The sequence below is a fragment of the Bifidobacterium aerophilum genome (genome assembly GCF_010667685.1).
GTDB classification, from domain to species: domain Bacteria; phylum Actinomycetota; class Actinomycetes; order Actinomycetales; family Bifidobacteriaceae; genus Bifidobacterium; species Bifidobacterium aerophilum.
The window spans coordinates 57,059-80,898 of record NZ_WHZW01000007.1 but is presented as its reverse complement, the minus strand read 5'-3'; the positions used below and the strand labels follow the sequence as shown (position 1 = coordinate 80,898).

General features: G+C 61.8%; 22 protein-coding genes and 1 pseudogene. 11 read left to right on the top strand and 12 right to left on the bottom strand.

The window, feature by feature from the left end:
• The first annotated feature begins 1 nt into the window (after window position 1).
• The 11 genes and pseudogenes from GFD25_RS04330 (at window position 2) to GFD25_RS04280 (ending at window position 15,216) form a co-directional block, all read left to right on the top strand.
• Window positions 2–688, top strand: coding sequence for a DUF4194 domain-containing protein (locus GFD25_RS04330; RefSeq protein WP_163230308.1), 687 nt, complete (start codon window positions 2–4; stop codon window positions 686–688).
• A gap of 1 nt (window position 689) precedes the next feature.
• Window positions 690–4,202 (top strand): ATP-binding protein, encoded by a 3,513-nt coding sequence (locus GFD25_RS04325; protein ID WP_239512400.1) that lies wholly within the window; start codon window positions 690–692, stop codon window positions 4,200–4,202.
• 4 nt (window positions 4,203–4,206) lie between these two features.
• Window positions 4,207–5,397, top strand: a complete 1,191-nt coding sequence (locus GFD25_RS04320) for a DUF3322 and DUF2220 domain-containing protein (RefSeq protein WP_163230306.1) — start codon at window positions 4,207–4,209, stop codon at window positions 5,395–5,397.
• Between the two features lie 138 nt (window positions 5,398–5,535).
• Window positions 5,536–6,246 (top strand): annotated as a pseudogene (locus tag GFD25_RS04315) (DUF1287 domain-containing protein); the annotation flags it as partial.
• Between the two features lie 235 nt (window positions 6,247–6,481).
• Window positions 6,482–7,210 carry a hypothetical protein gene (locus GFD25_RS04310; protein WP_163230302.1) on the top strand — a complete coding sequence of 243 codons (729 nt, stop codon included), beginning with the start codon at window positions 6,482–6,484 and terminating at the stop codon, window positions 7,208–7,210.
• A 217-nt stretch (window positions 7,211–7,427) separates the two neighbouring features.
• Window positions 7,428–8,822: a UTP--glucose-1-phosphate uridylyltransferase gene (locus GFD25_RS04305; protein WP_163230410.1), complete on the top strand. Its 1,395-nt coding sequence runs from the start codon at window positions 7,428–7,430 to the stop codon at window positions 8,820–8,822.
• Between the two features lie 153 nt (window positions 8,823–8,975).
• The gene (locus GFD25_RS04300) at window positions 8,976–10,922 is read left to right on the top strand and encodes a helix-turn-helix transcriptional regulator (RefSeq protein WP_163230300.1); all 1,947 of its coding nucleotides are present in this window, start codon (window positions 8,976–8,978) and stop codon (window positions 10,920–10,922) included.
• A gap of 47 nt (window positions 10,923–10,969) precedes the next feature.
• A complete protein-coding gene (locus GFD25_RS04295) occupies window positions 10,970–11,281 on the top strand; it encodes a hypothetical protein (protein ID WP_163230298.1) in 312 nt (103 codons plus the stop codon).
• Window positions 11,282–11,285: 4 nt separating this feature from the next.
• Window positions 11,286–13,898, top strand: coding sequence for a DEAD/DEAH box helicase (locus tag GFD25_RS04290; RefSeq protein WP_163230296.1), 2,613 nt, complete (start codon window positions 11,286–11,288; stop codon window positions 13,896–13,898).
• A gap of 111 nt (window positions 13,899–14,009) precedes the next feature.
• On the top strand, window positions 14,010–14,357 hold the full coding sequence (locus tag GFD25_RS04285; RefSeq protein ID WP_163230294.1) for an RNA polymerase-binding protein RbpA: 348 nt from the start codon (window positions 14,010–14,012) through the stop codon (window positions 14,355–14,357).
• 142 nt (window positions 14,358–14,499) lie between these two features.
• Window positions 14,500–15,216 carry an HAD hydrolase-like protein gene (locus tag GFD25_RS04280; protein WP_163230292.1) on the top strand — a complete coding sequence of 239 codons (717 nt, stop codon included), beginning with the start codon at window positions 14,500–14,502 and terminating at the stop codon, window positions 15,214–15,216.
• 240 nt (window positions 15,217–15,456) lie between these two features.
• Here GFD25_RS04280 and GFD25_RS04275 read toward each other — a convergent pair whose 3' ends face one another.
• The 12 genes from GFD25_RS04275 to trpA form a co-directional block, all read right to left on the bottom strand.
• Complete coding sequence (locus GFD25_RS04275) at window positions 15,457–15,819, bottom strand: C4-dicarboxylate ABC transporter (RefSeq protein WP_163230290.1); 363 nt, start codon at window positions 15,817–15,819, stop codon at window positions 15,457–15,459.
• 81 nt (window positions 15,820–15,900) lie between these two features.
• A complete protein-coding gene (locus GFD25_RS04270; RefSeq protein ID WP_163230288.1) occupies window positions 15,901–16,527 on the bottom strand; it encodes a MerR family transcriptional regulator in 627 nt (208 codons plus the stop codon).
• Window positions 16,528–16,621: 94 nt separating this feature from the next.
• Entirely contained in the window at window positions 16,622–17,059 is a 438-nt protein-coding gene (locus tag GFD25_RS04265) for an FHA domain-containing protein (protein WP_163230286.1), read from the bottom strand.
• 18 nt (window positions 17,060–17,077) lie between these two features.
• Complete coding sequence (locus GFD25_RS04260) at window positions 17,078–17,914, bottom strand: DUF881 domain-containing protein (protein WP_163230284.1); 837 nt, start codon at window positions 17,912–17,914, stop codon at window positions 17,078–17,080.
• Between the two features lie 3 nt (window positions 17,915–17,917).
• Entirely contained in the window at window positions 17,918–18,250 is a 333-nt protein-coding gene (locus GFD25_RS04255; protein WP_163230282.1) for a small basic family protein, read from the bottom strand.
• 1 nt (window position 18,251) lies between these two features.
• Window positions 18,252–19,268 (bottom strand): DUF881 domain-containing protein, encoded by a 1,017-nt coding sequence (locus tag GFD25_RS04250; protein WP_239512398.1) that lies wholly within the window; start codon window positions 19,266–19,268, stop codon window positions 18,252–18,254.
• A gap of 3 nt (window positions 19,269–19,271) precedes the next feature.
• Entirely contained in the window at window positions 19,272–19,937 is a 666-nt protein-coding gene (locus GFD25_RS04245; protein WP_163230279.1) for a CDP-alcohol phosphatidyltransferase family protein, read from the bottom strand.
• Window positions 19,938–19,949: 12 nt separating this feature from the next.
• Complete coding sequence (gene hisG / locus GFD25_RS04240; RefSeq protein WP_163230277.1) at window positions 19,950–20,801, bottom strand: ATP phosphoribosyltransferase; 852 nt, start codon at window positions 20,799–20,801, stop codon at window positions 19,950–19,952.
• A gap of 96 nt (window positions 20,802–20,897) precedes the next feature.
• Window positions 20,898–21,161 carry a phosphoribosyl-ATP diphosphatase gene (locus GFD25_RS04235; protein WP_152357539.1) on the bottom strand — a complete coding sequence of 88 codons (264 nt, stop codon included), beginning with the start codon at window positions 21,159–21,161 and terminating at the stop codon, window positions 20,898–20,900.
• 30 nt (window positions 21,162–21,191) lie between these two features.
• On the bottom strand, window positions 21,192–21,860 hold the full coding sequence (gene rpe / locus GFD25_RS04230; RefSeq protein WP_163230275.1) for a ribulose-phosphate 3-epimerase: 669 nt from the start codon (window positions 21,858–21,860) through the stop codon (window positions 21,192–21,194).
• A 63-nt stretch (window positions 21,861–21,923) separates the two neighbouring features.
• Window positions 21,924–22,853 (bottom strand): prolipoprotein diacylglyceryl transferase, encoded by a 930-nt coding sequence (gene lgt, locus GFD25_RS04225; RefSeq protein WP_163230273.1) that lies wholly within the window; start codon window positions 22,851–22,853, stop codon window positions 21,924–21,926.
• A gap of 106 nt (window positions 22,854–22,959) precedes the next feature.
• The gene (gene trpA, locus GFD25_RS04220) at window positions 22,960–23,829 is read right to left on the bottom strand and encodes a tryptophan synthase subunit alpha (RefSeq protein ID WP_163230271.1); all 870 of its coding nucleotides are present in this window, start codon (window positions 23,827–23,829) and stop codon (window positions 22,960–22,962) included.
• Between the last annotated feature and the right edge of the window lie 11 nt (window positions 23,830–23,840).

The window sequence follows — 23,840 nt, the reverse complement described above, 5'->3', positions numbered from 1 at the left end:
CATGGACGAGCAAGACACGACCGCCGCACTGTTCGAAGGCGACACCGGCGACATGAGCGCACCGGCCCGTCTGGCCGCCATCGCGCTTAAACGTGACCGGTACATCAGCGGGTCCGTCTACGACACCGCAATGGACAACCTCGACCAGGTGACCCGCTCGCTCAACAACGACATGCTCGAACTCGTCGTCAACGAACGCTACCGGATCATGTACGCCACCCCCGTCCCGGACGCCGGCCAGAACCCACGATCGCTCAAAACGCGAGTCAGCCTACGCCGCGAAGAGGCGGCGCTGCTCGCGTTCCTGCGCATCCGCGTCCTCGAATACGAAAACCTGCACATGCCCGCCGACGAATGGCTCGTCAGCTTCGAGGAGATACGCGCGGCGCTCGCCACCGGGGCAGGCTATCTGGCCTCGCGCAACGACGAGGAAGGCGTGATCAAGCTGATCGGCGCGACCGTCTCGTCCATGACCACGTACGGGTACCTGGAACGCTCGGCCGACGACGAAACGATGCTGCGCATCACCGAACTCGTGCCCGTCGTATTGGACCGCACGCTCGCGCAAACGTGGCTGGACGGCAAGGATGAAACCGGCGGCACGGACGACGGGCTCGTCGCGACGAACGGCACGAGCAACGCGGCCGATGCGGATACGGATGCCGATGTTCCCGAGGAAGGGGAATGAGATGACGAACGACATGAGCGAACCCACGATGACGGACGGCGCACGCGACATCCAGATCGTCCCCGACCGCTGGATGATGGAAAGCCGACAGCTCGTCAACTGGGGATCCTACGACGGATACCACATATTCCGGCCCTCCACGGACGACAGGCTGCCGGTGACGCTGCTCGCCGGCGCCAGCGAATCAGGCAAGTCCACGTTGGTCGACGCGCAGATCTCCCTGCTGTATCCGTCTGGCACGCCATTCAACAAGGCGTCGAACTCCGGACGCTCCGAACGCAGCGACTACACGTACCTGCGCGGCATGATCGGCGTGGGCGACACCGACGACGCGCCGATGTACCTGCGCGGCACCGACGCGGACGGCATGCCGCAAAGCGTCTGGGGCGCGATCGTGGACACGTACCGCAACGCCACCACCGGGCAGACGCTTTCCTGCGCCAAGTTCCTCTACCTGATGCCGGGCGAGGGACGCGGCGACGTGCGCCGCCAGTACGTCACCTGGAACCACGTCATCGACCCGCGCCTCATGGACCGGTTCCGCGACGGCCCGTTCACGCCCACCCAACTCAAGACGACCTACGAGGGCTGTTCGATCTTCTCGAACGCGAACGCGTTCCACGCCCGCATCTGGGGCATTATGGGCCTGACCGAGGAAGCCTGCCGACTGCTGCACAAGATCCAGTCCGCCGACGCGCCGTCACGGTTGGACGACATCTTCAAACAGGGCGTGCTCGGCGTGCCCGCGGCGATCGACAAAGCCGAGGATCTGGCAGGCGACTACGAACGGTACGCCGCCAACTTCGACAGCATGGAGGAGAAAGCCCGGCGCATGGAGATGCTGCAGGGCATCCGCCGGTCATACGGCCAATACGACAAGGCGCAGGCGAACGTCCACGCATTCGACGTCGTCGACCCGAACAGCGAACAGGGACGCGCCTCCATACGACGCTGGGCGCTGTCGCACATGGCCGAGGAAGTGACCGCCCAACTGCCTCACGACGAACACGACCGTAACCGCCACACGCAGGACGCTGCCGCCGAACGGGCGCACGGCGACGAGATCACCGCACGCATCGACGCGGTCAAAGCACAGATCCAAGGCGTCGACGGAGGCAGCCTCGCCAGGCTCGAACTCGACCTGACCCAAGCGCGGCAGAACCTGCGCACCGTGAGCGACAACCGCGACCGGATCGCACGGCAGTTCACGGCAATAGGCGAAACCATCCCCGACGATCGCGACGCATGGCAGGAACGGCAGGAACAAGCCGCGCAATTCGTCACGGACTACGACCGGCGACGCACGCAACTCGACCACGACCAGTACGAAGCCGCGGCCGCGCGCTCGCAAGCCAACGACGAACTGAACCGACTCACCCGAGACTACGAACGCCAACGCACCCAACGCACGCGCATCTCCCAGCAGATGGACGAGGAACGCGCCATGCTCTGCCGCGCCACCGGCCTGAGCGCCGAGGAACTGCCCTACGTCGCCGAACTCATGGACGTGCGAGAAGACGAGGAGACCTGGCGCACCGCGATGAACGTCGCCTACGGTCCGATCGCGCGCACGATCCTCGTCGACCAACGCCACGAACGGGGCTTCGCCGCCCGGGTCAGCACCATCGACCCGCACCTCATGTCACGGCGCACCTGGCGATTCGTGGACACGACCCACGACTACGCGAATACGAACACCGCGGCGGGCCTCGCCGACGGCGAACCCCGGCTGTCCGGCAAACTGCGCTACCGAGAAGACTCCCCGTTCTCCGGCTGGCTGCGCGACCAGACCGCCAACGAACGCTACGACGCACTATGCGTCGACGCCATCGACGACACGGACGAACGGACCCGCCAAGTCCAGCGCGACGGCCAGATCAAATCCGGACGCCACGGCCAGCACGGCATCAAGGACATCCGCCAGGTCATCGGATTCGTCAACCAGACCTACCTCGACGAACTGCTCCGACAGGCACAGGACGCCAAGACGGCGTTCGCCGAAGCCGACCAAGCATACGAAACGATCCGACAACAGGCCGAACGACTGCGCCGCGAACTCGCGCTCGCCGAAAACCTGAACGACACGGATTGGGACAAGGTCGCCGTGAAGGACGCCGAACAGCGCATCTCACGCATCGAACAGGACATCGACACGATCCGCCGCGATCCGAAACTCGCCGAACTCACCGCCGCGAGGGAACGGCTGGAACGGGAACTCGAACGGATCAACGACCGCCGGTTCAAGGCCCAAAACGCGGCGGACTCGTGCGCGCAGGCGGTCGACGCAGCCCGCACATGGCTGGACCGCAATGGGACCGGCGTCGATATCGGCGCAAACAACGTGAACGACCAAAATGAATCGGCCAAACGGATCCCGTTCGGCGACGACGTGGCGGAACGTCTGGGAGCCGCTTACGAACGGCAGTTCGCCGGGCAGGCCGATCCGGCCACACGCGCGCATCTGATCATCGGAGCCGGCCGCACTACGATGACCGACGACATGCGGTTCGAGAACATCATGGCCGAGCAGATCGGCAAGGAGATCGACGCCCGCCGCACCATGCTCGCCGAGCAGGCCGACGCAGCCCTCAAAACGCTCGAATCGCAGATGCAGGCATACCAAGACGTGTACGCAAAGGACGATGACGCGCTGACCGCCACCGTCGCCGACTACCGGTACTACGAGCAAGAACTGGACAGTCTCTCGCATCTGGCCGCCAACGACGCGACCGAAGCCGAATACGCCAACAGCCTGCACAAACTGTACTGGGACGCCCTCACCCTGCAACGCACGCTCAAATCCGACGAAGCCACCATCAAGGAACAGCTGTCACGCATCAACTCGATGCTCAAAGGACAGCAATTCGGCCCCAAAGGCGGCCGACTGTCACTGAACGTCACCGTACGGCCTCCCGAACGTGCGTTCGGCACGACCCTGCGGCGCGTGACCGAAACGCTCACCGCATGGGAACAACAACCCGACGCCGACGTGATCGCCTTGCGCAAGACGTTCCGTTCCTGCCGTCCGTTCATCGACATGCTGCACGACCAGCTCGCACAGATCAAAGACTCCGGCGGCATCAAACGATACGGCGCACACGATCTCGACCCGCGCTGCCGGTCCTCGTTCTACGCGACCGTACACCATGAGGACGGGCCGGACGAGCGCATCACCTCCACCGGAGGCCGTTCCGGCGGCGCGCTGCAAGAACTCACCTCGTTCGTCTACGGCGCGGCGCTCATCTACCTGCTCGGTGAAGGCAGCGTGACCGGCGAACCGTCCTACACGACGCTGTTCCTCGACGAGGCGCTCATCAAAGCGGACGGCCGGTACACCAAACGCGCGCTCATGGTACTGCCGCGGCTCGGCTTCCAGGTCATCGTCTCCGCCCCGGAAAGCAAGACCGGCGAGATCCTCGAAGTGTCCACCAAGGCATACGTCACCTATAAGGATCCCGACACCGGACACACCGCGCTGCGCGAAGCCAGCCTAGAGACGACCGGAAGGAAGTGAGCGAATGCGCACGGTCAGGGACATCGCGGCAATGATCGGAGAACGGCTGTCGGCAAGCAGATACACTGCCGACGACACGTGGCCGTACACGGCGTCCGTGCAACTGCCGCCCAGACAGGCCGATCTCGAGGATACGGCACTCGCCGTGCACGCCAACAACAAGGAAATCCGGGATTGGACGGCGAGAACCGGTTGCGAGACGACCGTACAGCGCCGGCTCATCGGCGGCGTGACGGTCGACTTGATCTCGAATGTCACCGTCGGGGATGAAGCCGTCGCATTGCGGGCTGCGGATCGTGCGACCTCGGCTGAGTATCGCCGTGCGAGGCGGCGCATCGAACGGATTCATAATCGATTTGGTCATATCCCGGCGTCGGATGCGCTGGCCGCCGCACGGATGACGGACGCGGAGAACGATGTCGATTTCAAGCTGCTGCTGCACGTCGCCGATTACTGCGCATCGCACGACATCGCCGGTCTGCGGCCGCGCGCAGTGCCGCTTGCCGGGTTCAGCGCTAAATGGCTGGATCGCAAGAAGATGAAGCGTCGCAGGGCGGTGGAATTGCTGTGCGGCAAATCGTCTCTGGAATTGGATGATCGACCACAGGAGCTGCGGTTCCGGCACCTTGATCCGTCGCGCATGCAGTTGCCGGACATGGTGGCCGTTCGTCCTTGGCATGACGGTGCCGGACTGGGCATCCGGTATGTGGTGATCGTGGAGAACAAGGACACGTATCAATCGATGCCGCCGATCCGGGACGGACTGTGCGTGTTCGGTTCCGGCAAGGCCGCGGTGGATGGTCTGACATTGCTGCCGTGTCTGTTCGACGAGCGTCCGTCCGATCTTCGCGTGGCGTACTGGGGCGACATGGATTCGGCCGGATTCGAGATACTGTCGGCCGTCCGGCAACTGGGACTTGACTGTGACTCGCTGTTCATGGATCGTGCGGCATACGACCGGTACGGCATATTCGGCACGAACCACGACCAACACGACAAGCCGCTCAAACGCCAGCAGCCGAAACCATTGTCCGGACTGCGCGACGATGAACGGGAACTGTACGAGGCATTGTGCACGGGGACGGACATTCCGTACCTGCGTCTGGAACAGGAACGGATCCCCCTGTGCGATGCGGCGGCCGCGCTGTCGGCAATGGGATTCCCCGTCATGACGGATGGCGTGGCCGTCGCATGACGTCGAATGCCCGATAGCGTCACCATAATCGCCCGTTTCCCGTATTGCTTCTGATCCGGAGGCATGACCGTACGAAAACCTGTATGCCGATTTTGCAAGCGACGACGTTCGTGATTGACTGGAAACGTCGATGCCTGAATGACGATATCGGACACGGAGGGCGACATGGCTCAGCATATCGGTGAAACGCAGCGGACGACACGATCAAAGCGGCGAATCGGGGCGATTATCGGTGTTCTTGTCGTGATGGCGTCACTCGTCGGCGGCGTGGCGTCGATCCGACAGCTCAGAGGTCTGCCATGGGGATCTCTGGTTCGCTCGTCGGCGAATGGCGAGGAATCGGTCATGACGTCATCCGAAACGGAACGACGCTATCCGCGTGTCTCGAACAGCGTCGACTTCAACGACAACGGCACCGACGATTACGCCGACATCGTCGCCGGGGCGCGTGCGGACGCCGAACGGCATCCGACGTACGACAGCGGATACTATGAGGGAGGATATCCGCCGGATGATCGCGGGGCATGCACCGATACGGTATGGCGCGCGTTCCGTCAGGCCGGATACGATCTCAAGGCGATGGTCGACGCGGATATCGCGGCCCATCCGGACGACTATGCGGCCGTCGCGCCGAGTCCCGACCCGAACATCGATTTCCGACGCACCGGCGTGCTTGACGTGTTCTTCTCGAAATACGGGCAGACGCTTACCACGGATACGACCGATTACGCACAGTGGCAGGGCGGCGACATCGTCGTGTTCGAAACCAGTCGGCATATCGGAGTGGTCTCCGACAAACGGGATAAGCAAGGCACCTCGTACCTCATCCACAACATGGGTCAGCGGCAGCGTGAAAACGATTACCTGGCTTTTGCGAAACACATGAAGGTCACCGGGCATTACCGGTTCGACGCATCGAAGATCCCGCAGGATGTGCTGAAAGCCTGGCGATGAGCATCCGGCGGAAGCGAGTTATCCACTTATCCACATTTTTTCATGAGCCGGTTGCGCGGCGGAGCATGAGACGGATACAGTGAGGCAGATCGCGGATAACGGTATCCGCCTCTAGCCAACAGGAGCAACCATGGTCGATATGACGATAGGCGTCAACGCGGACGCCTTTGGCCTGTCAACAGGCGATGTCGCCTCGCAATTCAAGAAGTGGGATCCGACGTTCCACGCAAGGACGCAGCGGATCTTCCGCGCTTCCGGTGCATGCCGCGAACTCGGTCAGGACCGTCCTCTTTCCGAATCGGACGAGCGCGCGTTCCACGATTGGTTCGCGCTCGACTGTCGAATCCGACAGGTGACGGATAGAGACGCCTCATATGACGGTGCCCGATTCACGCTGACATATGACGATGACGGCATGTCCCCGTACCTGATGATGGCCGAGATGATGCACGAAAACGGATCGATCGGCGATCGGGCCATCCGCGATATGAGGGAAATGGACATCACCAATTTCGCATCCGCATTCGGCATCATCGGGATCGACGAAAGCGAGGGTCGGCTGATGCTCGAGGACCTGATGTGGGAAGGCGAGTACGACGTGGCCGTCACGGCGTCGAAAATGGCGCAATATGCGAGATCCAAACATCACGGCATGGTCGTCGGACGCATCGCCAAGATTCGCGGGGCATGGATGTTGTATGGCGATCCGATCTACGAGTCGGAACGTCCCGTATCGGTCTATGGGCTCAGGAAGCTGCATACGCTCCGGTGCATCACCGAAACGCCTGATTTCCTCGGTCTGAAAGATATGTTCTACGACTGGAGGGACACATACGGCACGTCCCGGGATGCGTCATAAGGCGCGGATCGCTCGTCGGGCATGTCTCGTGGTTGGAGGCGTCGTCTTGCCGGTGTCTTCAACCACGCCATGAAAGCCGGGTATTTCCCCGTCCCCGTTCACCCCATCCGTACGGGGGTGTCGCTGGGGGAGTCTTCGGCTAGACTGTTTCTCAGTCTTGTTCGTTGCACGAAAGGATACGCTAGTGAGTGACGTCTTCGATCTCTCTGCGGAGAAAATGCATGCCAACGGCATGAGTGACGTGTCGATAGCCCAGTTCAGGCGCCTGTACGACGTATGGCGCAACGAGGAGGCCAGCAGCTGGATCCGGGAGTCCGACGTCGAGCCGCTGACCGGGGTGCCGAGTTTTCATGACGTCTACGAGACCATCGACCACGATAAAGCCGTGGAGGCCTTCTCGAAGACCGCGTTTCTCAAGCTCAACGGCGGATTGGGAACCTCGATGGGACTGGCTTGCGCGAAATCGCTGCTGCCGGTTCGTCGCCACAAGGCCAAGCAGGTCCGGTTCATCGACATCATCGTCGGGCAGGTGCTCACCGCCCGCACCCGTCTTGGCGTGCCGTTGCCGCTGACCTTGATGAATTCCTTCCGCACCTCCGCCGACACGATGCGGGTGTTGCATCGCAACCGCAAATTCCATCAGGAAGACATTCCGATGGAGATCGTGCAGCATCAGGAACCGAAGATCGTGGCGGCGACCGGGGAGCCCGTGTCGTTCCCGGAGAATCCAGAACTGGAATGGTGTCCGCCGGGACACGGCGACCTGTTCTCCACGATCTGGGAGTCCGGACTGCTCGACAAGCTCGAGGAACGTGGATTCAAGTACCTGTTCATCTCCAACTCCGACAATCTTGGCGCCCGTCCGTCCCGTACGCTGGCCCAGCATTTCGAGAACACCGGCGCCCCGTTCATGGTGGAGGTGGCCACACGCACCTACGCCGACCGCAAGGGTGGCCATATCGTGCGCGACAAGGCCACCGGCCGCTTGGTGCTGCGGGAGATGAGCCAGGTGCATCCCGACGACAAGGCCGCCGCGCAGGATATCAAGAAGCATCCGTATTTCAATACGAACAGCCTGTGGCTGCGCATCGATGCGCTGAAAAGCAAGCTCGCCGAGTATGACGGCGTGCTGCCGTTGCCGGTCATCCGCAACCATAAGACCGTTGATCCGACCGACCCGGATTCGACGCCGGTCATTCAGCTCGAAACGGCGATGGGTTCCGCGGTGAGCCTGTTCGAAGGCGCGATCTGCGTGCAGGTCGACCGTATGCGGTTCCTGCCGGTGAAGACGACCGACGACCTGTTCATCATGCGTTCCGACCGTTTCCATTTGACGGACTCCTACGAGATGGAGGACGGCAACTACATCTTCCCGAACGTCACGCTTGACCCGCGCTACTACAAGACCATCGCCGATTTCGACGAACGGTTCCCGTACGGAGTGCCGTCGCTGGCCGCGGCCAACTCCGTCACCATCGACGGAGACTGGACGTTCGGCCGGGATGTGATTTTCTTCTCGGATGCAAAGCTTGCCGACCAAGGCGAGCCAAGCTATGTACCGAATGGCGAATACGTTGGCCCGCAAGGCATCGAGCCGGATGATTGGGTGTGACCGGACGGCCGTCATTGGTCGGCTGTGAGGAAAAAGACCACGCTTTTTTCGGGAAAATGACGCCGCCGCCGAAAAATACCTCTAATATAGAGTGGAGATATGCCACTGCGGCATACGCACTTATGACGAAACGTTAACGATACGTGAGGACTAATGGCAGAGGGAACCAACGGAAGGCGGCGTTTTTCCGACAAGTGGGGCAAGCACGAGCTTGATGTACTGGCTGTGTTGTCATCCGCGTTTCCGCAATGGCTCACCTCCCGCCAGATCGCACAGCGTGTGAAAGCCTACGCGGATTCGTATGGCGAGCTTGCGGATCAGGCCGCGAAGGCGGCGTTCGCCAAGCAGTTCCAGAGGGATCGCGCCAAGCTTGCGGCCATGGGCATCGCCATCGAATCACGCCAGCCGGAGTACTCGTCCAAATCCGAAGGCCAGGATTTCGCATCCTACCGCCTCCAGTTGGGAGACGAACCCCGCGTGCGACTGCATTTCGCCCAGGAGGACCTGCCCGTGCTGGCGGCGGCGAATTACCTCGCCCGCTCCATTTCGGTATCGTCCACCTCCGCGAAACAGGAGCAGCCGCAACAGCACGCCTCCCGTACCACACCGCGCGTTCCGCAGACCCCGATCCCGGGTCTGGGTCTCGATTCTATCGCCCCGGGACTGGGCACCCAGACCATTCCCGAAACTTTGGTCAAGGTGATCGATTCACGTCGGTTCGCCGCGACGGTGGACGTCGACGGCGAGCATATCAACGTGGCTTACACCGATTCGGACGATCTCGCGATGTTCGTGCTCGAGCACCCCGGTGCCTACGTGGTCAGTCCGCCGGAGGCCGTGGCCGCGTTCCACCGTCGTCTCAACGCGGCGGCGCAGTTCGTGCTGGCGGACGAATCCTCCGGTGACAACAGCGCCACCGTCGTCACGTCGGCGATCAGCAGTCATCACGACCGCTCCGCCGCGGATGACGATGACGATCCGGAACTGTCCAAGGCCCATCAGAAGAAGAGCGCGTCGTTCCAGACCGGCAGCGAGGTGGATCGTCGTCTGCGCCTCATGCTGTTCCTGTCCGCTCACTTGGGTGAGGAATACTCGCTGGCGGAGCTGGCCGAACGGTTCATCGGCAAGGCCAAAAGCGAGGACGAGCTCAAGAAGTACGTGAACGTGATCCACAAGGACATCAACACGCTGACCACGGTGTCCGACGACGGGGAGATGGCGGGCAGCCAGTTCTTCGACATCGATTGGTCGCTGCTCGACGCCGAGGGGATCGTGTCGGCCACGAATTCGCTCGGCCTGGAGCGTCTTGCCGGCATTTCGCCCCAGTACCTGAGCCTGCTGACCGCATCGGTGAGCTACCTGGCGCATTCGCCGTTGCTGCCCGAGGAACAGCGTGACCAGGCCAGGTCGCTGTACGAGCGTCTGCATGCGCATGTGGTGCCCGGGGAAACCCCTTGGCTGAGCCTGACCGGCTACGAACTCGAACCGCACAGCTTCTCCGCGGTCAAACGCGCGATTTCCACCGACTCCCTGATCGACATGGAATACACGGACGGCGCGGGTCGTACCCGGCGCAAGCTCGTCGCTCCTGCCAAGATCTTCGTGGACGAGGGCGTGTACTATGCGGCCGTGTGGACCGATGTGGCCGACGCGGCGCCCAAAGACAAGCAGCATCTGGTGGTCAAGGACACCCGCATCAACAAGGCCAACGGCAAACCGCGCATCTGGCAGGTGCTGAGGCTGGCCCGCATCGAGCATGTCGAGCTCGTCGCGCCGGTCAAGCCGATCAGTATCCCCGACGTGCCGGTAAACGAGCTGCGCAAATGGAGTTTCGACAACGGCACGGCCGCGGTGTTCATCACCGACCAGCCGGACCTGTCCTTCCCGAAGACGTTGTCCGGAGCCACCGTCGAACCATACGGCGACGGGCAGAAAGTGCATCTGACCGTATCGTCTGATTCGTGGTTCGTCGCGTTCTGCATCGCACATGCGCGTCATATTACGGCCGTCGCGCCGGAAACGTTGCGTACGATGATCGTCGCCCGCGCGCAACGCGAACTGAGTGTCATCCCGCACGAGAACGATGGCGTCGATGAGTAAACGCCGCTCATGAGACGCGGCACAGAACAAGACGAGAGGAAGATGCCATGCCTTGGTGGGTCTGGTTGATGCTGGTGCTGTTCATGCTTGCCATGATCGTGGGCGGCGTCGCATATGCCGCCGTTCATGCGGTACGGGCCATGCATGGCATCGGCGATGTGGGATCACGTATCGGAGAGCTGATAGACGACATGCAACAGCCGGATCCGACCGATGATGCGCCTGCAGCCCCCACGTTCACCCAGCCGCTACGCACGGCCGCGGACAGGTACGCCGAAGCCCACGTGGCGGTCATCGAACGGGAACACGCCACACGAGAACGTCATGCCCGCCAATGGGCCGAATGGAACAACAAGTAGGATCATGCCGCGTCATCACCGCACCACTTCCGACAATTCGTCCGCAACCTCCCCGTCTCCCTCGCAGCGGTACGCGGCCTTCCTGAAAACCAGGGAGCAGGCCAGGTCATTGGCCGCCCGGTTCGCGGCGACCCTGCCGTTCGATATCGATGATTTCCAGCGCAAGGCGAACGAGGCTCTGGAAGCCGGCCGCAATGTGCTGGTCGCCGCGCCCACCGGAGCCGGCAAGACCGTCGTCGCCGACTTCGCCATGTACCTTGCGCAGGAACGCAATGTCAAGGCCTTCTATACCACACCGATCAAGGCGTTGAGCAACCAGAAGTACCATGATCTCGTCGCCGTATACGGTTCCGACAAAGTCGGTCTGCTCACCGGCGACACGTCCATCAACTCCGAAGCCGACATCGTGGTCATGACCACGGAAGTGCTGCGCAACATGCTGTACGAGCGTTCGACCACGCTCACCGCGCTCGGCTACGTGATCCTCGACGAAGTCCATTATCTCGCCGACCGGTTCCGAGGACCGGTATGGGAGGAAGTCATCATCCATCTGCCGCAGTCCGTACGCATCATCGGATTGTCGGCCACGGTGTCGAACGTCGAGGATTTCTCGCAGTGGATCGCCTCGGTGCGCGGCGAAACGACGCTGGTCGTCTCCGAAACGCGACCGGTCCCACTTGAGCAGCATGTGCTGGTGCAGGCCGATGACCATACCGAACCGGAACTCATCGACCTCTACCAGCATGACGAGCACGGCCGTCAGACCACCAGGCTCAACGCGGAGCTCATCAACCGGCTCGACCAGCTCGACCGCAGGGCGGCACGTCGACGCGGCGAGGAACGTCCGGCCAAACGCGGCGGCAAGAACGGCAGAGGACGTGGCGGTGCAGGCGGACGGCCGGAACGCGGCAAACCGGAACGACATACGCCCAAGCGTTGGGCCGTCGTCGATGAGCTCAACTATCTCGATATGCTGCCCGGCATCTACTTCATCTTCTCTCGCAACGGTTGCGATCAGGCCGTCGAACAGTGCATCAACGCGGGACTGGAGCTGACCACCGAGGACGAGGTGCGTCGCATTCGTCGCATCGTGGACGAGATGGTCGAAGGTCAGCTCTCGCAGACCGATCTCAAGGCGCTCGGCTTCTCGAAGTTTCGCTTCGCGCTCGAGGAGGGGTTCGCCTCGCATCATGCCGGCATGGTGGCATTGTTCCGACAGATCGTCGAACGGTTGTTCGAAGAAGGTCTGATCAAGATGGTGTTTGCCACCGAAACGCTGGCGCTCGGCATCAACATGCCGGCACGGTGCGTCGTCGTCGAAAAGCTCGAAAAATTCGACGGCACCGGTCACGTGCAGCTTACGCCGGGGGAGTTCACCCAGCTGACAGGCCGTGCCGGCCGTCGCGGCATCGATACGATCGGTCATGCCATCGTCGTGGACCACCGGGGATTCCTGCCCGCCACCGCGGCCGCATTGTCCAGCAAACGCGTATACCCGCTGCACTCCAGTTTCCGGCCGACGTTCAATATGGCGGTCAACCTGCTGAACGCCAGCGACTACGAAACGGCGCGCGTCACGCTTGATCATTCGTTCGCCCAGTGGGAGGCAAACGAATCCGCATGGCAGCTCGAATCGCAGATCGACACGCTGGAAAAAGCCATCGCCGGGTACGAGCAGGCGTTCGTGTGCGATCACGGCGACTTCAAGGATCTCATGACGATCCGCATGCGTTTGTCCGATTTGGAAAAAGGCGAACGACGCAAGCTCAAGCAGACAACGTTCCGTACCGACAAGCAGCGATCCGAGGCTTTCAGCGATCTGGACCGCCGGATCGCCCAGCTCAAGGAGGCCGACCGGGATCATCCGTGCCGTAGCTGCCCGGATCTGCAGCAGCATCTCAAATGGGGACATCGGTGGGTGCGTGAAATGCGGGAGCTGGAACGTGTGCGGGACCGTTATGATTCCCGTACCGGCTCGGTGGCACGCCAGTTCGACCGTATCTGCGGTATCCTGCTTGGACTTGGCTATCTGGAACGCGAAACGACGGTCCCCGGAGCGACCGGCGCACAGACGGAGGGCTACCGGCTTACCGAGCACGGTCAGCTGCTGCGACGACTGTACAGCGAACAGGATCTTGTGCTCGCGCAGGCGATCTGTGCCGGCACGTTCGACATGTTGCCTCCTCAATGTCTCGCGTCGGTGCTGTCTTCGCTCATCTATGAAGCACGACGCGGCGGCGGGGGAGAGCCGCGCTACTATCCGGGCGGCTCGCAAGGACCTGTCGCATGGGCCGCCCAAGAATTGCGGGGCATCCACGGCGCGATCCGCATGGAATGCGAGGATGCCGGCCTTGAGGCTCCGGCGCAGCTTGACTTCGGCATCGCCGACATCATGTACGAGTGGGCGGACGGAGAGGAGCTCTCCGAAATACTGCGCGGTCGTGAACTGACCGGAGGCGATTTCGTGCGCAATGCGAAGCGTCTGGCGGACATGCTGCAGCAGATCGCCACGGCCGCGCCGATTCTGGGTTCCGTAGGCGAGAATCTGGCACGTACGGCGCATGAAGCGGCGGATCAGGTAAACCGCGGCATCGTCTCCTACTCGGGTGTCGACTGATGCGGCGCCCCTTGACGCCGTAACGTGCGGTTTTGACACGCCCGAGGGAATAGGTCGGACGTCCCAACTGTTCGATAACGTGGTACAGATTGTGAGCACAAGGAGGAACCCATGGCGGAACGCAGCCTCAGAGGCATGAGCATTGGCGCGAAATCGCTGGAATCCGATGAGAATGTCGATTTTGCGGCACGAACCGAGGTGGCATACGTGTGTCCGAAGGGACACCGGACGATCCTGCCGTTCGCCGATGGCGCCGAGATCCCCGAGGAGTGGGAATGCCGCTGCGGCGCCACCGCCCATCGTGAGGGCGACGGCGACCAGGAGCCGGATGAGATCAGCAAGCCGACCCGCACCCATTGGGACATGCTGCTCGAACGGCGCAGCGAAGAGGAGCTCAAGGCATTGCTTGACAAGCGTCTGCAGATGCACCGCGAGGGATGGATCCCCGATTACGAGTGATCCATGGCATGTGTGCATGTCGGTTACGGACGGCACGATGTTGAACAACACATGAACTGATGCCCGGTCATTATGGCCGGGCATAATGGTATCCGTTTGCGACCCGTCAATTTCGGTCGCGCCAAACAGGGGAGAGGACACCATGACCCAGAACCATCCGATGAACGTCGTGCTGCTTGATCTCGACGGCACGCTCACCCAATCGCATTTCGGCATCATCGCATGCGTCGTGAAGGCGTTCGAAGGCCTGGGCTTGCCGGTGCCGGATGACGACGAGCTGCATCGATTCATCGGTCCGGCCATCATCGAGTCCTTCAAGCGCAACCATATTCCGGACGACAAACTGGACGAGGCCGTGCGTATCTACCGTGAATACTATGCCGACAAGGCCGTGTTCGACGATCCGAACGATCCTGGCCAACTGGTGCCGGGACGCCTGTACAACCGCGTATACGACGGCATTCCCGAGCAGCTTGCCGCGTTGCGCAAGGCCGGATATTATCTCGCCGTCGCCACCTGCAAGCCCGAATATCAGGCCGTGCCGATCTGCGAGCATTTCCACCTGACCGACATGGTCGATGCCGTTTACGGTGCCAGCCGTGACAATTCGCGCCTCGACAAGGATCAGGTGATCCGGTACGCGTTCGAGCACATCGGATTCGACGGCGCCGCCGGAGACCGCGCGCTGATGGTCGGCGACCGTTGGACCGACGCCGATGGTGCCGCGGCGTGCGGACTGGACTGCCTCGGATGCGGCTGGGGATATTCGGAACCCGGTGAGCTGGTGCAACACGGATGCTATCGGATCATCGATACCGTGGCCGAACTGTCCGGCGCGGTCGAAGAGTATTTCGCCTGACCGCCCTGAACCGGGACGGTTGCATCAGGCATCATCCCATATGTCCGCGGCCGTGAGAATGTATCTGCGATAACCGATCGTTCGATTGTCTCACTGTCGTGGACATACGTGAACCTGATCGTACGGGAATGAACGTCAACGGACGAGAATAACCGTATATCCTATTATCCGATAATGTACGTTATGTCAGAAAAGCAATCGCTAATCTAGCTCATCCACTCGTCCCACCCGCATCTATTCCTACTTTCTGCGCAACATGCGCTCCATCTGAGTGCGTTCCGCACGTTTCGCCTGCACGAACATGAACGCCCACGCTGCGATCACCAGAATCACGGATGCCGCCGCACCGGCATACAGGAACCGCTCGTAGAAATCCATCATGGCACGGCCGATGTCATCTTGGATCAGGATCAGCGCCATGAACGGCACCGCCGCGAACACCACGGAGCACACCTGCGCGTATATGACGTTCCAACTGACCGTATCCACGTCGGGCCGACGTTCCCCGGACAACAGCTTCCCCCGAATCACGCAGATCATGCAAACGCCCGCGGACCACAGTGACGACAGCACCCACAGTATGATCGGCAACAGATCGACCATCATCCCTCCCCTGTGCAAAACTCGCGGTCGTCATTTTCATGGCATCGCACGTGAACGTGCCCGTATGATCGATGTGATCGATCATACCCGTATTCCATCGGATGGCCGTCCATCAGACGAATATGTCCGGCCCTTGCGTTGAGCCTGACGTACGGCAAGGGTTTTGCGCATACGCATCGCCGTCAATTCGTCGATCGGCCTGTTGCCTCCGAGCGATACCGACGTCGTCTTCAGATCGACGAATTCCTCATGAGCCAGCGCATCATCGATCTGATGCCACAGCGAGCCCACCGACACCGCGAACACGGCCTTGCCGCTTTGCAGCAGTTCGAGCATCTGTTCACTGGTCGTGCATTCATGGACGTGCTGGCCATCGCACATGATGGTGACGTTTTCCAGCTGTTCCGCGGTCCGCTGCGATAAGAACCCGATCGCAGCGGTCACGTTCTGCAGGTTCACGCCGACGTCAAGCAATCGCTTCGAAACGGCAAGGATCACCACATCCTTGAACGAGTAGAGCCGACGCGAGCCGGAGCCGTGCGAAGGCGTGATCGACGGCTCCACGATCTGTTTGCGCGCCCAGTAGTCCAGTTGCCGATAGGTGATGCCGGCGACTTTTGACGCCACCGTCCCCCGATAGCCACGTTCGGCGTCCCTCTCCCCCTCGACGGCGAACAGTTCTCCCTGAACGGCATGCGGTGCGCCCATGGCACGACTCCCCTCCGTCGTTCGCGTTTCCGGATGATGTCATGTGGATGACGAAGAAGACGGAACGACCATTATGCCCCCGAAGGCGCGGCGGTCAGGCGATCACGGCCGATTTGGTGAAGTACACCAGCCGGAACTTGCCGATCATGATTTCGTCGCCGTTGCGCAACGTGGCACGATCCACTCGCTGCCGGTTCACATATGTGCCGTTCAGGCTGCCCGCATCGACCACTTCGAACGTGTTTCCGGTGCGGCGGAACACGGCATGGGAACGCGATACGGTCGAATCATCGAGCAGGATATCGGCTCGAGGGTCACGTCCGACCGTGATCTCGTCCTCGTCGAGCAGGTATCGCGAACCGGACACGGCACCTCGCGTCGAAATCAGCAATGCGGTGCCGTCGGACAGACGCGCGATCGTATCGAGATCCTCCTGCGTCAGCGGACGGTCTCCGGTGGTCGTGATCGGAATGGTGATGGCGGGCAGACCGATGATGGTCGTTTCGCCCGCGGTGGGAATCGGATTAGTCATAGCTCTTAATTGTACCTACTATTCGACTGGCGTTGCGTACCGATATTGCCGTGCCGCACGCGTCTCATCGATTTTTACCTCGTCTTCGGTGACGACGGTGACGGTCGAACCGTATTTGACCTTGAGTCGGGATCCGACGCCCCCGGCGATGTTGACCGCATTCGCCAGCGCCTGCGGATCCCCGATGGCCTTGACCACATACGGGGTCTCCAGCGCCGTGCCGTCGCAGATCAGGCCGCCGTCCTCGGACTGCGCGATATAGGTGGAGGTGACCACACGGACCGAATTGACCGCGATCACTTCGGCTCCCGCATTGCGCAGTTCCTCAAGCAGCGTGAACATGGTGGACGCGTCCACGTCGGATTTGGTGCCCTTGGTGATGCGTATGGTCACGCCTTCTCCCTTGGCCGGCAGTCTGCCGGACAGGATGCCGTTCGTCTCCTCGTTCTGCTTGGCGATCTTCTGGGCGGCCGCCTGCTTGTCGGCCGTGGCCTTGAGCGAGTCAAGCTGACTGGACAGCTCGCTTTTGCGTTGTTCGAGGCTCTGCACCTGATTGCTGGTCTCGTTGATCAGGCGGACCAGCTCGTCCTCGCTCATGGTCTCGTACGTGGACTTCGTATTGTTGATCTGGATCATGTATGCGAACGACAGCAGCGCGCACATGACGGCGATCAGCACGCTGGTCAGCAGACGCATACGTGTCGCGTTCGCCTTAAGCGAACGTCGTCCGGATCGACCGCGTTTGCGCACCATCGGGAACGAGCCGGTTTCGGTGTGGTCGTTGGCCTTGTCCATCGCATGCTGGACGTGCAGCTTGGTGAGGATGTCCTGGGACTGCCGTTTACGCCGTGCCATGGATCAGCCCTTGAAGATGAACCGGCGGATCGCCGACACGTTCGAGAAGATGCGGATGCCGAGCACGACGATGACGGCGGTCTGCAACTGGGATCCGACGCCGAGCTGGTTGCCGAGAAACACGAGCAGCGTTGCGGTGACGACGTTGGAAATGAACGAGATCACGAACACCTTGTCGGAGAAGCTGCGTTCGAAATACGCTCGTGCGGCGCCGAGCAGCGCGTCAAGAGCCGCGACCACCATGATCGGCAGATATGGCTGCAATATCACGGGAATGGCCGGTTTGACGAACAATCCGACGACTATGCCGATGATCAATCCCAACACCGCAGCCATCTCATTCGTCCTTTCTCGTGTAGGAAAGATTGCCCAATGCCGCCGCTTCCAGTGTAAGCGATCTGGATTTCGAAACCTGCGGGTAGATGCCCGCATTGGCGAGCGAGGAATACAATGCCGGCTGCCGTTCGGACCCCACTGCCGTGGCCAATGCATCCCTGTCCCCTATCGCCTCGATCCGATAAGGGCTCTGCACGGGGTTGACCCCCACCATGATCGTCTGTCCTGCGGTGCGGATGGAGGTCTGCACGCCGATGCGATATCCGTTCACGGCGATCGCCTCGGCACCCGATTGCCATAGAAGCGAGACGAACAGCTGAAGATCGGTGTCGGACACCAAACGGATCTGCGTGGTCGTGGTATCGCGGTGATAGGTGCCGTCAGCGGACGAATCGTCCGCGGCGATGGGATTGGCGATCGTGAGCGTGACGCCTTCCCCTTTCACCTTCGACAGCCCGTTGACCAGTTCGTCCTGGATCAGCGTATCGCTTTGGGAACCGTCTCCCGACTGCTTGGACTTGGCGGTGACCTGGCTTTGCAATTCGGAAACCTCGGTATTGAGCTTGTCGACCTCGCCGTTGAGCCCCTCCAGTTCGTTTGCCCAGTTCTGGCGCACTTCCTTGCGCGGGTCGGTATGGAGCTGCTGGACGAACAGGCTGCTGCAGAAGCCCACGGCGACGCAGATGAGAAACACGATGACGCGGGTCAGCCACCGTTCCCATGCCGGTATGTTACGTTGCGTGGCGAGACGGGAATCGGAGAACAGCGGATCCATCGGACGGTTGGTCAGATCGTCGAGCAGCTGCAGGGAACTGTCATGCGCCTTGCGACGATGGCGACGGGATGCCTGACCGATATCGGATGGCAGCGCCGCATGATGCGCGTCGATGCCGGCGATGGAGGCGGAAAAGACCGCGCGTCTGTGCACCGACGCCGTCTCCTCCGGCACGGGAAACGAGTCGGGAACCACCTGGCCGACGAGGTCCGCCGGCTCCTGCGCACGCATCGGTTCGGACATGGGTCAGGCGGCCTTTGTACCGGTCTTCTCGGCGTCCGTCATCCGTACGGTTCCCGCATCGAGATGCCGATCCGCACGGATCAGCCCGAAGCCCTGGCGCAGGTAGATGTATCCGGCGAGCCAATACAGCCCCACGCCCCAGATGCCTGCCGCCAACGCGGCCAGATGCAGCAGGTCGACCATGGGATTGGTCCAGATGTCGCAGAAGATCAGCGCGGTGATCGAGATCATGAGCATTGCAGTGCCGGACTTGCCGACGAAATTCACCGGCAGGGGGCCGTAGTCATGCTGTGCGAGCCAGAGCACCTCGATGCCCATGAGCAGATCGCGAAGACCTACGATGATGATCATCCACCACGGGATGATGCCGGCAATGCCGAGCGCGAGCACGCTGCATAGGATGAGCAGCCGGTCGGCGATCGGGTCGAGTATCTGCCCGACCTTGCTGACCTGATCGAGCAGCCGTGCGAGGATGCCGTCGACGCCGTCCGAAACCGCGGACAATGCCAACACCGCCAACGCCTCGATCATGTGGTGCTGCGACACCAGCCCGGAGATGATCGGGATGGAAATGATGCGCAGCAGACTGATCAGGTTCGGCACCGTGACATAGATGTCCCGCGGTTCCGGACTGTACTTCTTGCTGAACTTCTGTTTGAGATCGATCATGCGCTCGGCGGACTACATTCTCGACGCCTGCAACGCCGTCACGATGATGCCGCGCGCCCCGACCTCGTACAGCTGATCCATGAGCTGGTTGACCTTCGCCTTGGGCACCATGACTCGAACGGCGTTCCACTGCTTGTCGTGCAGCGGGGAGATCGTCGGGCTTTCGAATCCGGGGGTCACGGCCACGGCGGCGGCGACCTTGGACACGGGGATGTCATAGTCCATGAGCACGTAACGCTGTGCGGTAAGCACGCCCTGCAGGCGACGGGAGAACTTGATGAGCCGTTCGTCCTGCTCGTCCAGGCGCGGGGACCGGATCAGCACGGCCTCCGAATGCAGGATCGGATCGGCGAAGATGCGCAGACCGGCATTGCGCAGCGTCGTGCCCGTGGACACCACGTCGGCGATCAGGTCGGCGACGCCGAGTTGCACTGACGATTCGACCGCGCCGTCCAGATGGATGGTTTCGGCTTCGATGCCGTGAGCGGTCAGATAGTCGTGCACGAGCTTGTCGAAGGAGGTCGCTACGCGTTTGCCCTGAATGTCCTCGAGCGTGCTGATCGGGGATTCGTTCGGAGCGGCGAAACGGAACGTGGATGCGCCGAAGCCAAGCTTCATGTGCTCCTTCGCCTCCGTGCCGGAGTTAAGCAGCAGATCATGGCCGGTGATGCCGACGTCGATGGTGCCGCGGCCGACGTACACGGCGATGTCGAGCGGACGCAGGTAGAACAGTTCGATGCCGTTGTCCGGATCTTCGACGACAAGCTGACGCGGATTGGAACGCAAACGGTATCCGGCTTCGGCCAGCATGTTCCATGCGGGCTCGGACAGCATGCCTTTGTTGGGCACAGCGATGCGTAGCATATGGTTTCCTCCCCTAGTGGACCGGATGGGCCGGGTCGCCTTATCGAAAACGGGAATCCCGTTTGCTCGTGCGGCAACCCGGCAATGGTCGTCGTCTTACAGGTTCTTGTAGATGTCCTCGAGCGTGATGCCGCGGTCGATCATCATGACCTGCAGATGGTAGATCAGCTGGCTCATTTCCTCGGCGGTGCGTTCCGCGCCTTCGTATTCGGCGGCGATCCAGGTCTCGCCTGCCTCTTCGACGATCTTCTTGCCGATGAAGTGCGTACCCTTGGCGAGCTCGTCGACGGTCAGGGAACCGGCCTGCTTGGCGGCAGCCTTCTCGCTCAGCTCGGCGAACAGCGATTCGAAAGTCTTCATGATGGGGCGTGTCTTCCTTTTCTTTGAAGATCAGGCGCGGAACGCGGCCTGAGCCTTGTCTCGAATGTCGTCGATGGCCTGCGCGGGGCTTTCGGCACCGTATACGGCGGAACCGGCCACCAGCACGTCGGCACCCGCCTCGGCGACGATGTGGGCGGTCTTCGGGCTCACGCCGCCGTCCACCTGGATCTTGGTCGCAAGTCCGCGACGGGTGATCTCGTCACGCAGGCGGCGCACCTTGGCCATCTGGTTGTCGAGGAACTTCTGGCCTCCGAAACCGGGCTCGACGGTCATGATGAGCACCATGTCGAACTCGTCGAGGATGTCGAAGATCGGCTCGACCGGTTCGGCGGGACGAACGGCGAAGCAGGCCTTGCAGCCCATGTCGCGCAGCTGGCGGGCGAGACGCACCGGCGCATGGGTGGCACCCATGTGGAAGGAAACGGATGCGGCGCCGAGCTTGGCGTACTCCGGGGCCCAACGGTCCGGATCCTCGATCATGAGGTGCACGTCGACCGGCAGGTCGGTGACCTCGCAGATGCGCTTGACGATCGGCTCGCCGAGCGTCAGGTTCGGCACGAAGTGATGGTCCATGACGTCGACGTGGACGAGGTCGGCGTTGGAGATGGCCTTGAGGTCACGCTCAAGGTTGCAGAAGTCGGCGGACAGGATGCTGGGGGCGATTTGAATGGTAGTCATGGTTGCCTATTCTATGGAGTCTGAGCGACGAACGACGCCATGTTCGCGCCGTGCGTCGGTTGTTCATCGATTGTTCGACTGGGATGCGCCGTGTTCGGCGATCGACTGGCGTTCGAGTTCGTCCGCGGTGACCGCGGTGAGACGCTTCGACAGTTCCGCGGAGCTTCCGCCGACCTGCCAAAGCACGACGAACAGGATGCAGCCGAGGATGAAGCACAGGATCGCGGTCCACACGTTGACGCGCAGGCCGAGGATGATCGTCGAGTAGTTGATGCGGATCATCTCGATCCAGGTACGACCAAGCCCGTACCACATGAGGTACATGGCGAACTGCTGTCCCGCCTTGAGCACGTTCCACAACCGGTGTCCCAGCCAGATGATGATGGCGGCGCCGATGAGATTCCAGATCATCTCATACAGGAAGGTCGGGTGGAACAGCGTGCCGGTCGGGCATGCCTGGCCGGCGTAGCAGATTTCGGTCTTGCCGATCGCGTCCGCGTCGTTGAGCTTGAGGCCCCACGGCAGGGTGGTCGGCTTGCCGTACAGCTCCTGGTTGAACCAGTTGCCGAGGCGGCCTATCGCCTGAGCGACCATGAGTCCCGGAGCGAGCGCATCCGCCAGCAGCGCGAACGGGTAATGCTTGTGACGGCACCACAGGAACGCGGCCAGAGCACCGACGGATATGCCGCCGAAGATGGCCATGCCGCCTTCCCAGACCTTGAGGATGTTGATCAGGTTGCCGCTGGGCGGGAAATACTGTTCGGGCGTGGTGATGCAGTGGTACAGGCGCGCACCGACGAGGCCGCATGGCACGGCGACCAGCGTGGTGTCGAGCACCTGGTCGAAGGTCCCTCCGACACGCTTCCACCGTTTCGTCAGGATAGCGACGGCGGCACAGATGCCGATCAGGATGCAGATCGCGTACATGCGGATGGTCACCGGTCCGATCTGGAAATACGAGAACGTCGGTGATGGGATATAAGCCAGGTTCATCGTGTGATGCTCGCCTCTCTACTCATGGTTGCCGCTGCCATCCTACCGCAGTACGGTGCGCCACCCCTGTATTGCGTGAGTATGCGAGGGCGACGCACCGGATGGTTCACCGTGCGTTGTGGATGCCGTCGGCGAGCGATTCGGCCTTGGTCGCGAGATCCTTGAGTCCTTCGTCCGGATCCTTCGCGGTGCGGTCGTCGTCGTTCAGCAGCGTGTGCACGAGCGCCGAGCCGACGATCACGCCGTCGGCGTACGCACCGACCTTCGCTCCCTGTTCCGGCGTGGATACGCCGATGCCGACGCACACGTTCTTCGCGCCGGCCTTGCGGGTGCGGGCGACCAGCGTTTCCGGCGAGGCGTCGATGGACGCGCGTTCGCCGGTCACGCCCATGCGGGCGGCCGCGTACACGAAACCGCGTGCGTTCTTCGCGACGACCGCGAGACGTTCGTCGGCCGAATCGGGCGACACGAGGAAGATGCGGTCGAGTCCGTGACGGTCGGAGGCTTCGATCCACTCCCCCGCTTCATCCGGGATCAGGTCCGGGGTGATCAGGCCGGCGCCGCCGGCATTCTCGAAGTCGCGGGCGAAGCGTTCGACGCCGTAATGGTAGATGAGGTTCCAGTAGCTCATGATGAGCGGTACGCCGCCGGCATTCGCCACCGTTTCGACGGCCTTGAACACGCCGTGGATGCTTTCGCCGTTATTCAGGGCGATCTGGCTGGCGGCCTGGATGACCGGCCCGTCCATCACCGGGTCGGAGTACGGAAGACCGATCTCGACCGCATCGACGCCGTGTTCGACCATCGTGCGCAACGCGTCGAGCGACACGTCCGGATTCGGGAATCCGTACGGCAGATAGCCGATGAACGCGGGCTTGTTCTCGGCCTTGAACGCATCGAACATCGCTTCGGTACGGCTCGGCTTGTGGCTGATGCCGAGGGGCTGGCCCGACGGCGTGGTTGCTGTGTTCGTCATGATATGTGTTC

Coding starts and splice junctions, on each gene's coding strand:
- GFD25_RS04330 (WP_163230308.1), top strand. CDS start 2: ATGGACGAGCAAGACACGACCGCCGCACTGTTCGAAGGCGACACCGGC.
- GFD25_RS04325 (WP_239512400.1), top strand. CDS start 690: ATGACGAACGACATGAGCGAACCCACGATGACGGACGGCGCACGCGAC.
- GFD25_RS04320 (WP_163230306.1), top strand. CDS start 4,207: ATGCGCACGGTCAGGGACATCGCGGCAATGATCGGAGAACGGCTGTCG.
- GFD25_RS04310 (WP_163230302.1), top strand. CDS start 6,482: ATGGTCGATATGACGATAGGCGTCAACGCGGACGCCTTTGGCCTGTCA.
- GFD25_RS04305 (WP_163230410.1), top strand. CDS start 7,428: ATGCATGCCAACGGCATGAGTGACGTGTCGATAGCCCAGTTCAGGCGC.
- GFD25_RS04300 (WP_163230300.1), top strand. CDS start 8,976: ATGGCAGAGGGAACCAACGGAAGGCGGCGTTTTTCCGACAAGTGGGGC.
- GFD25_RS04295 (WP_163230298.1), top strand. CDS start 10,970: ATGCCTTGGTGGGTCTGGTTGATGCTGGTGCTGTTCATGCTTGCCATG.
- GFD25_RS04290 (WP_163230296.1), top strand. CDS start 11,286: ATGCCGCGTCATCACCGCACCACTTCCGACAATTCGTCCGCAACCTCC.
- GFD25_RS04285 (WP_163230294.1), top strand. CDS start 14,010: ATGGCGGAACGCAGCCTCAGAGGCATGAGCATTGGCGCGAAATCGCTG.
- GFD25_RS04280 (WP_163230292.1), top strand. CDS start 14,500: ATGACCCAGAACCATCCGATGAACGTCGTGCTGCTTGATCTCGACGGC.
- GFD25_RS04275 (WP_163230290.1), bottom strand. CDS start 15,819: ATGGTCGATCTGTTGCCGATCATACTGTGGGTGCTGTCGTCACTGTGG.
- GFD25_RS04270 (WP_163230288.1), bottom strand. CDS start 16,527: ATGGGCGCACCGCATGCCGTTCAGGGAGAACTGTTCGCCGTCGAGGGG.
- GFD25_RS04265 (WP_163230286.1), bottom strand. CDS start 17,059: ATGACTAATCCGATTCCCACCGCGGGCGAAACGACCATCATCGGTCTG.
- GFD25_RS04260 (WP_163230284.1), bottom strand. CDS start 17,914: ATGGCACGGCGTAAACGGCAGTCCCAGGACATCCTCACCAAGCTGCAC.
- GFD25_RS04255 (WP_163230282.1), bottom strand. CDS start 18,250: ATGGCTGCGGTGTTGGGATTGATCATCGGCATAGTCGTCGGATTGTTC.
- GFD25_RS04250 (WP_239512398.1), bottom strand. CDS start 19,268: ATGTCCGAACCGATGCGTGCGCAGGAGCCGGCGGACCTCGTCGGCCAG.
- GFD25_RS04245 (WP_163230279.1), bottom strand. CDS start 19,937: ATGATCGATCTCAAACAGAAGTTCAGCAAGAAGTACAGTCCGGAACCG.
- hisG (WP_163230277.1), bottom strand. CDS start 20,801: ATGCTACGCATCGCTGTGCCCAACAAAGGCATGCTGTCCGAGCCCGCA.
- GFD25_RS04235 (WP_152357539.1), bottom strand. CDS start 21,161: ATGAAGACTTTCGAATCGCTGTTCGCCGAGCTGAGCGAGAAGGCTGCC.
- rpe (WP_163230275.1), bottom strand. CDS start 21,860: ATGACTACCATTCAAATCGCCCCCAGCATCCTGTCCGCCGACTTCTGC.
- lgt (WP_163230273.1), bottom strand. CDS start 22,853: ATGAACCTGGCTTATATCCCATCACCGACGTTCTCGTATTTCCAGATC.
- trpA (WP_163230271.1), bottom strand. CDS start 23,829: ATGACGAACACAGCAACCACGCCGTCGGGCCAGCCCCTCGGCATCAGC.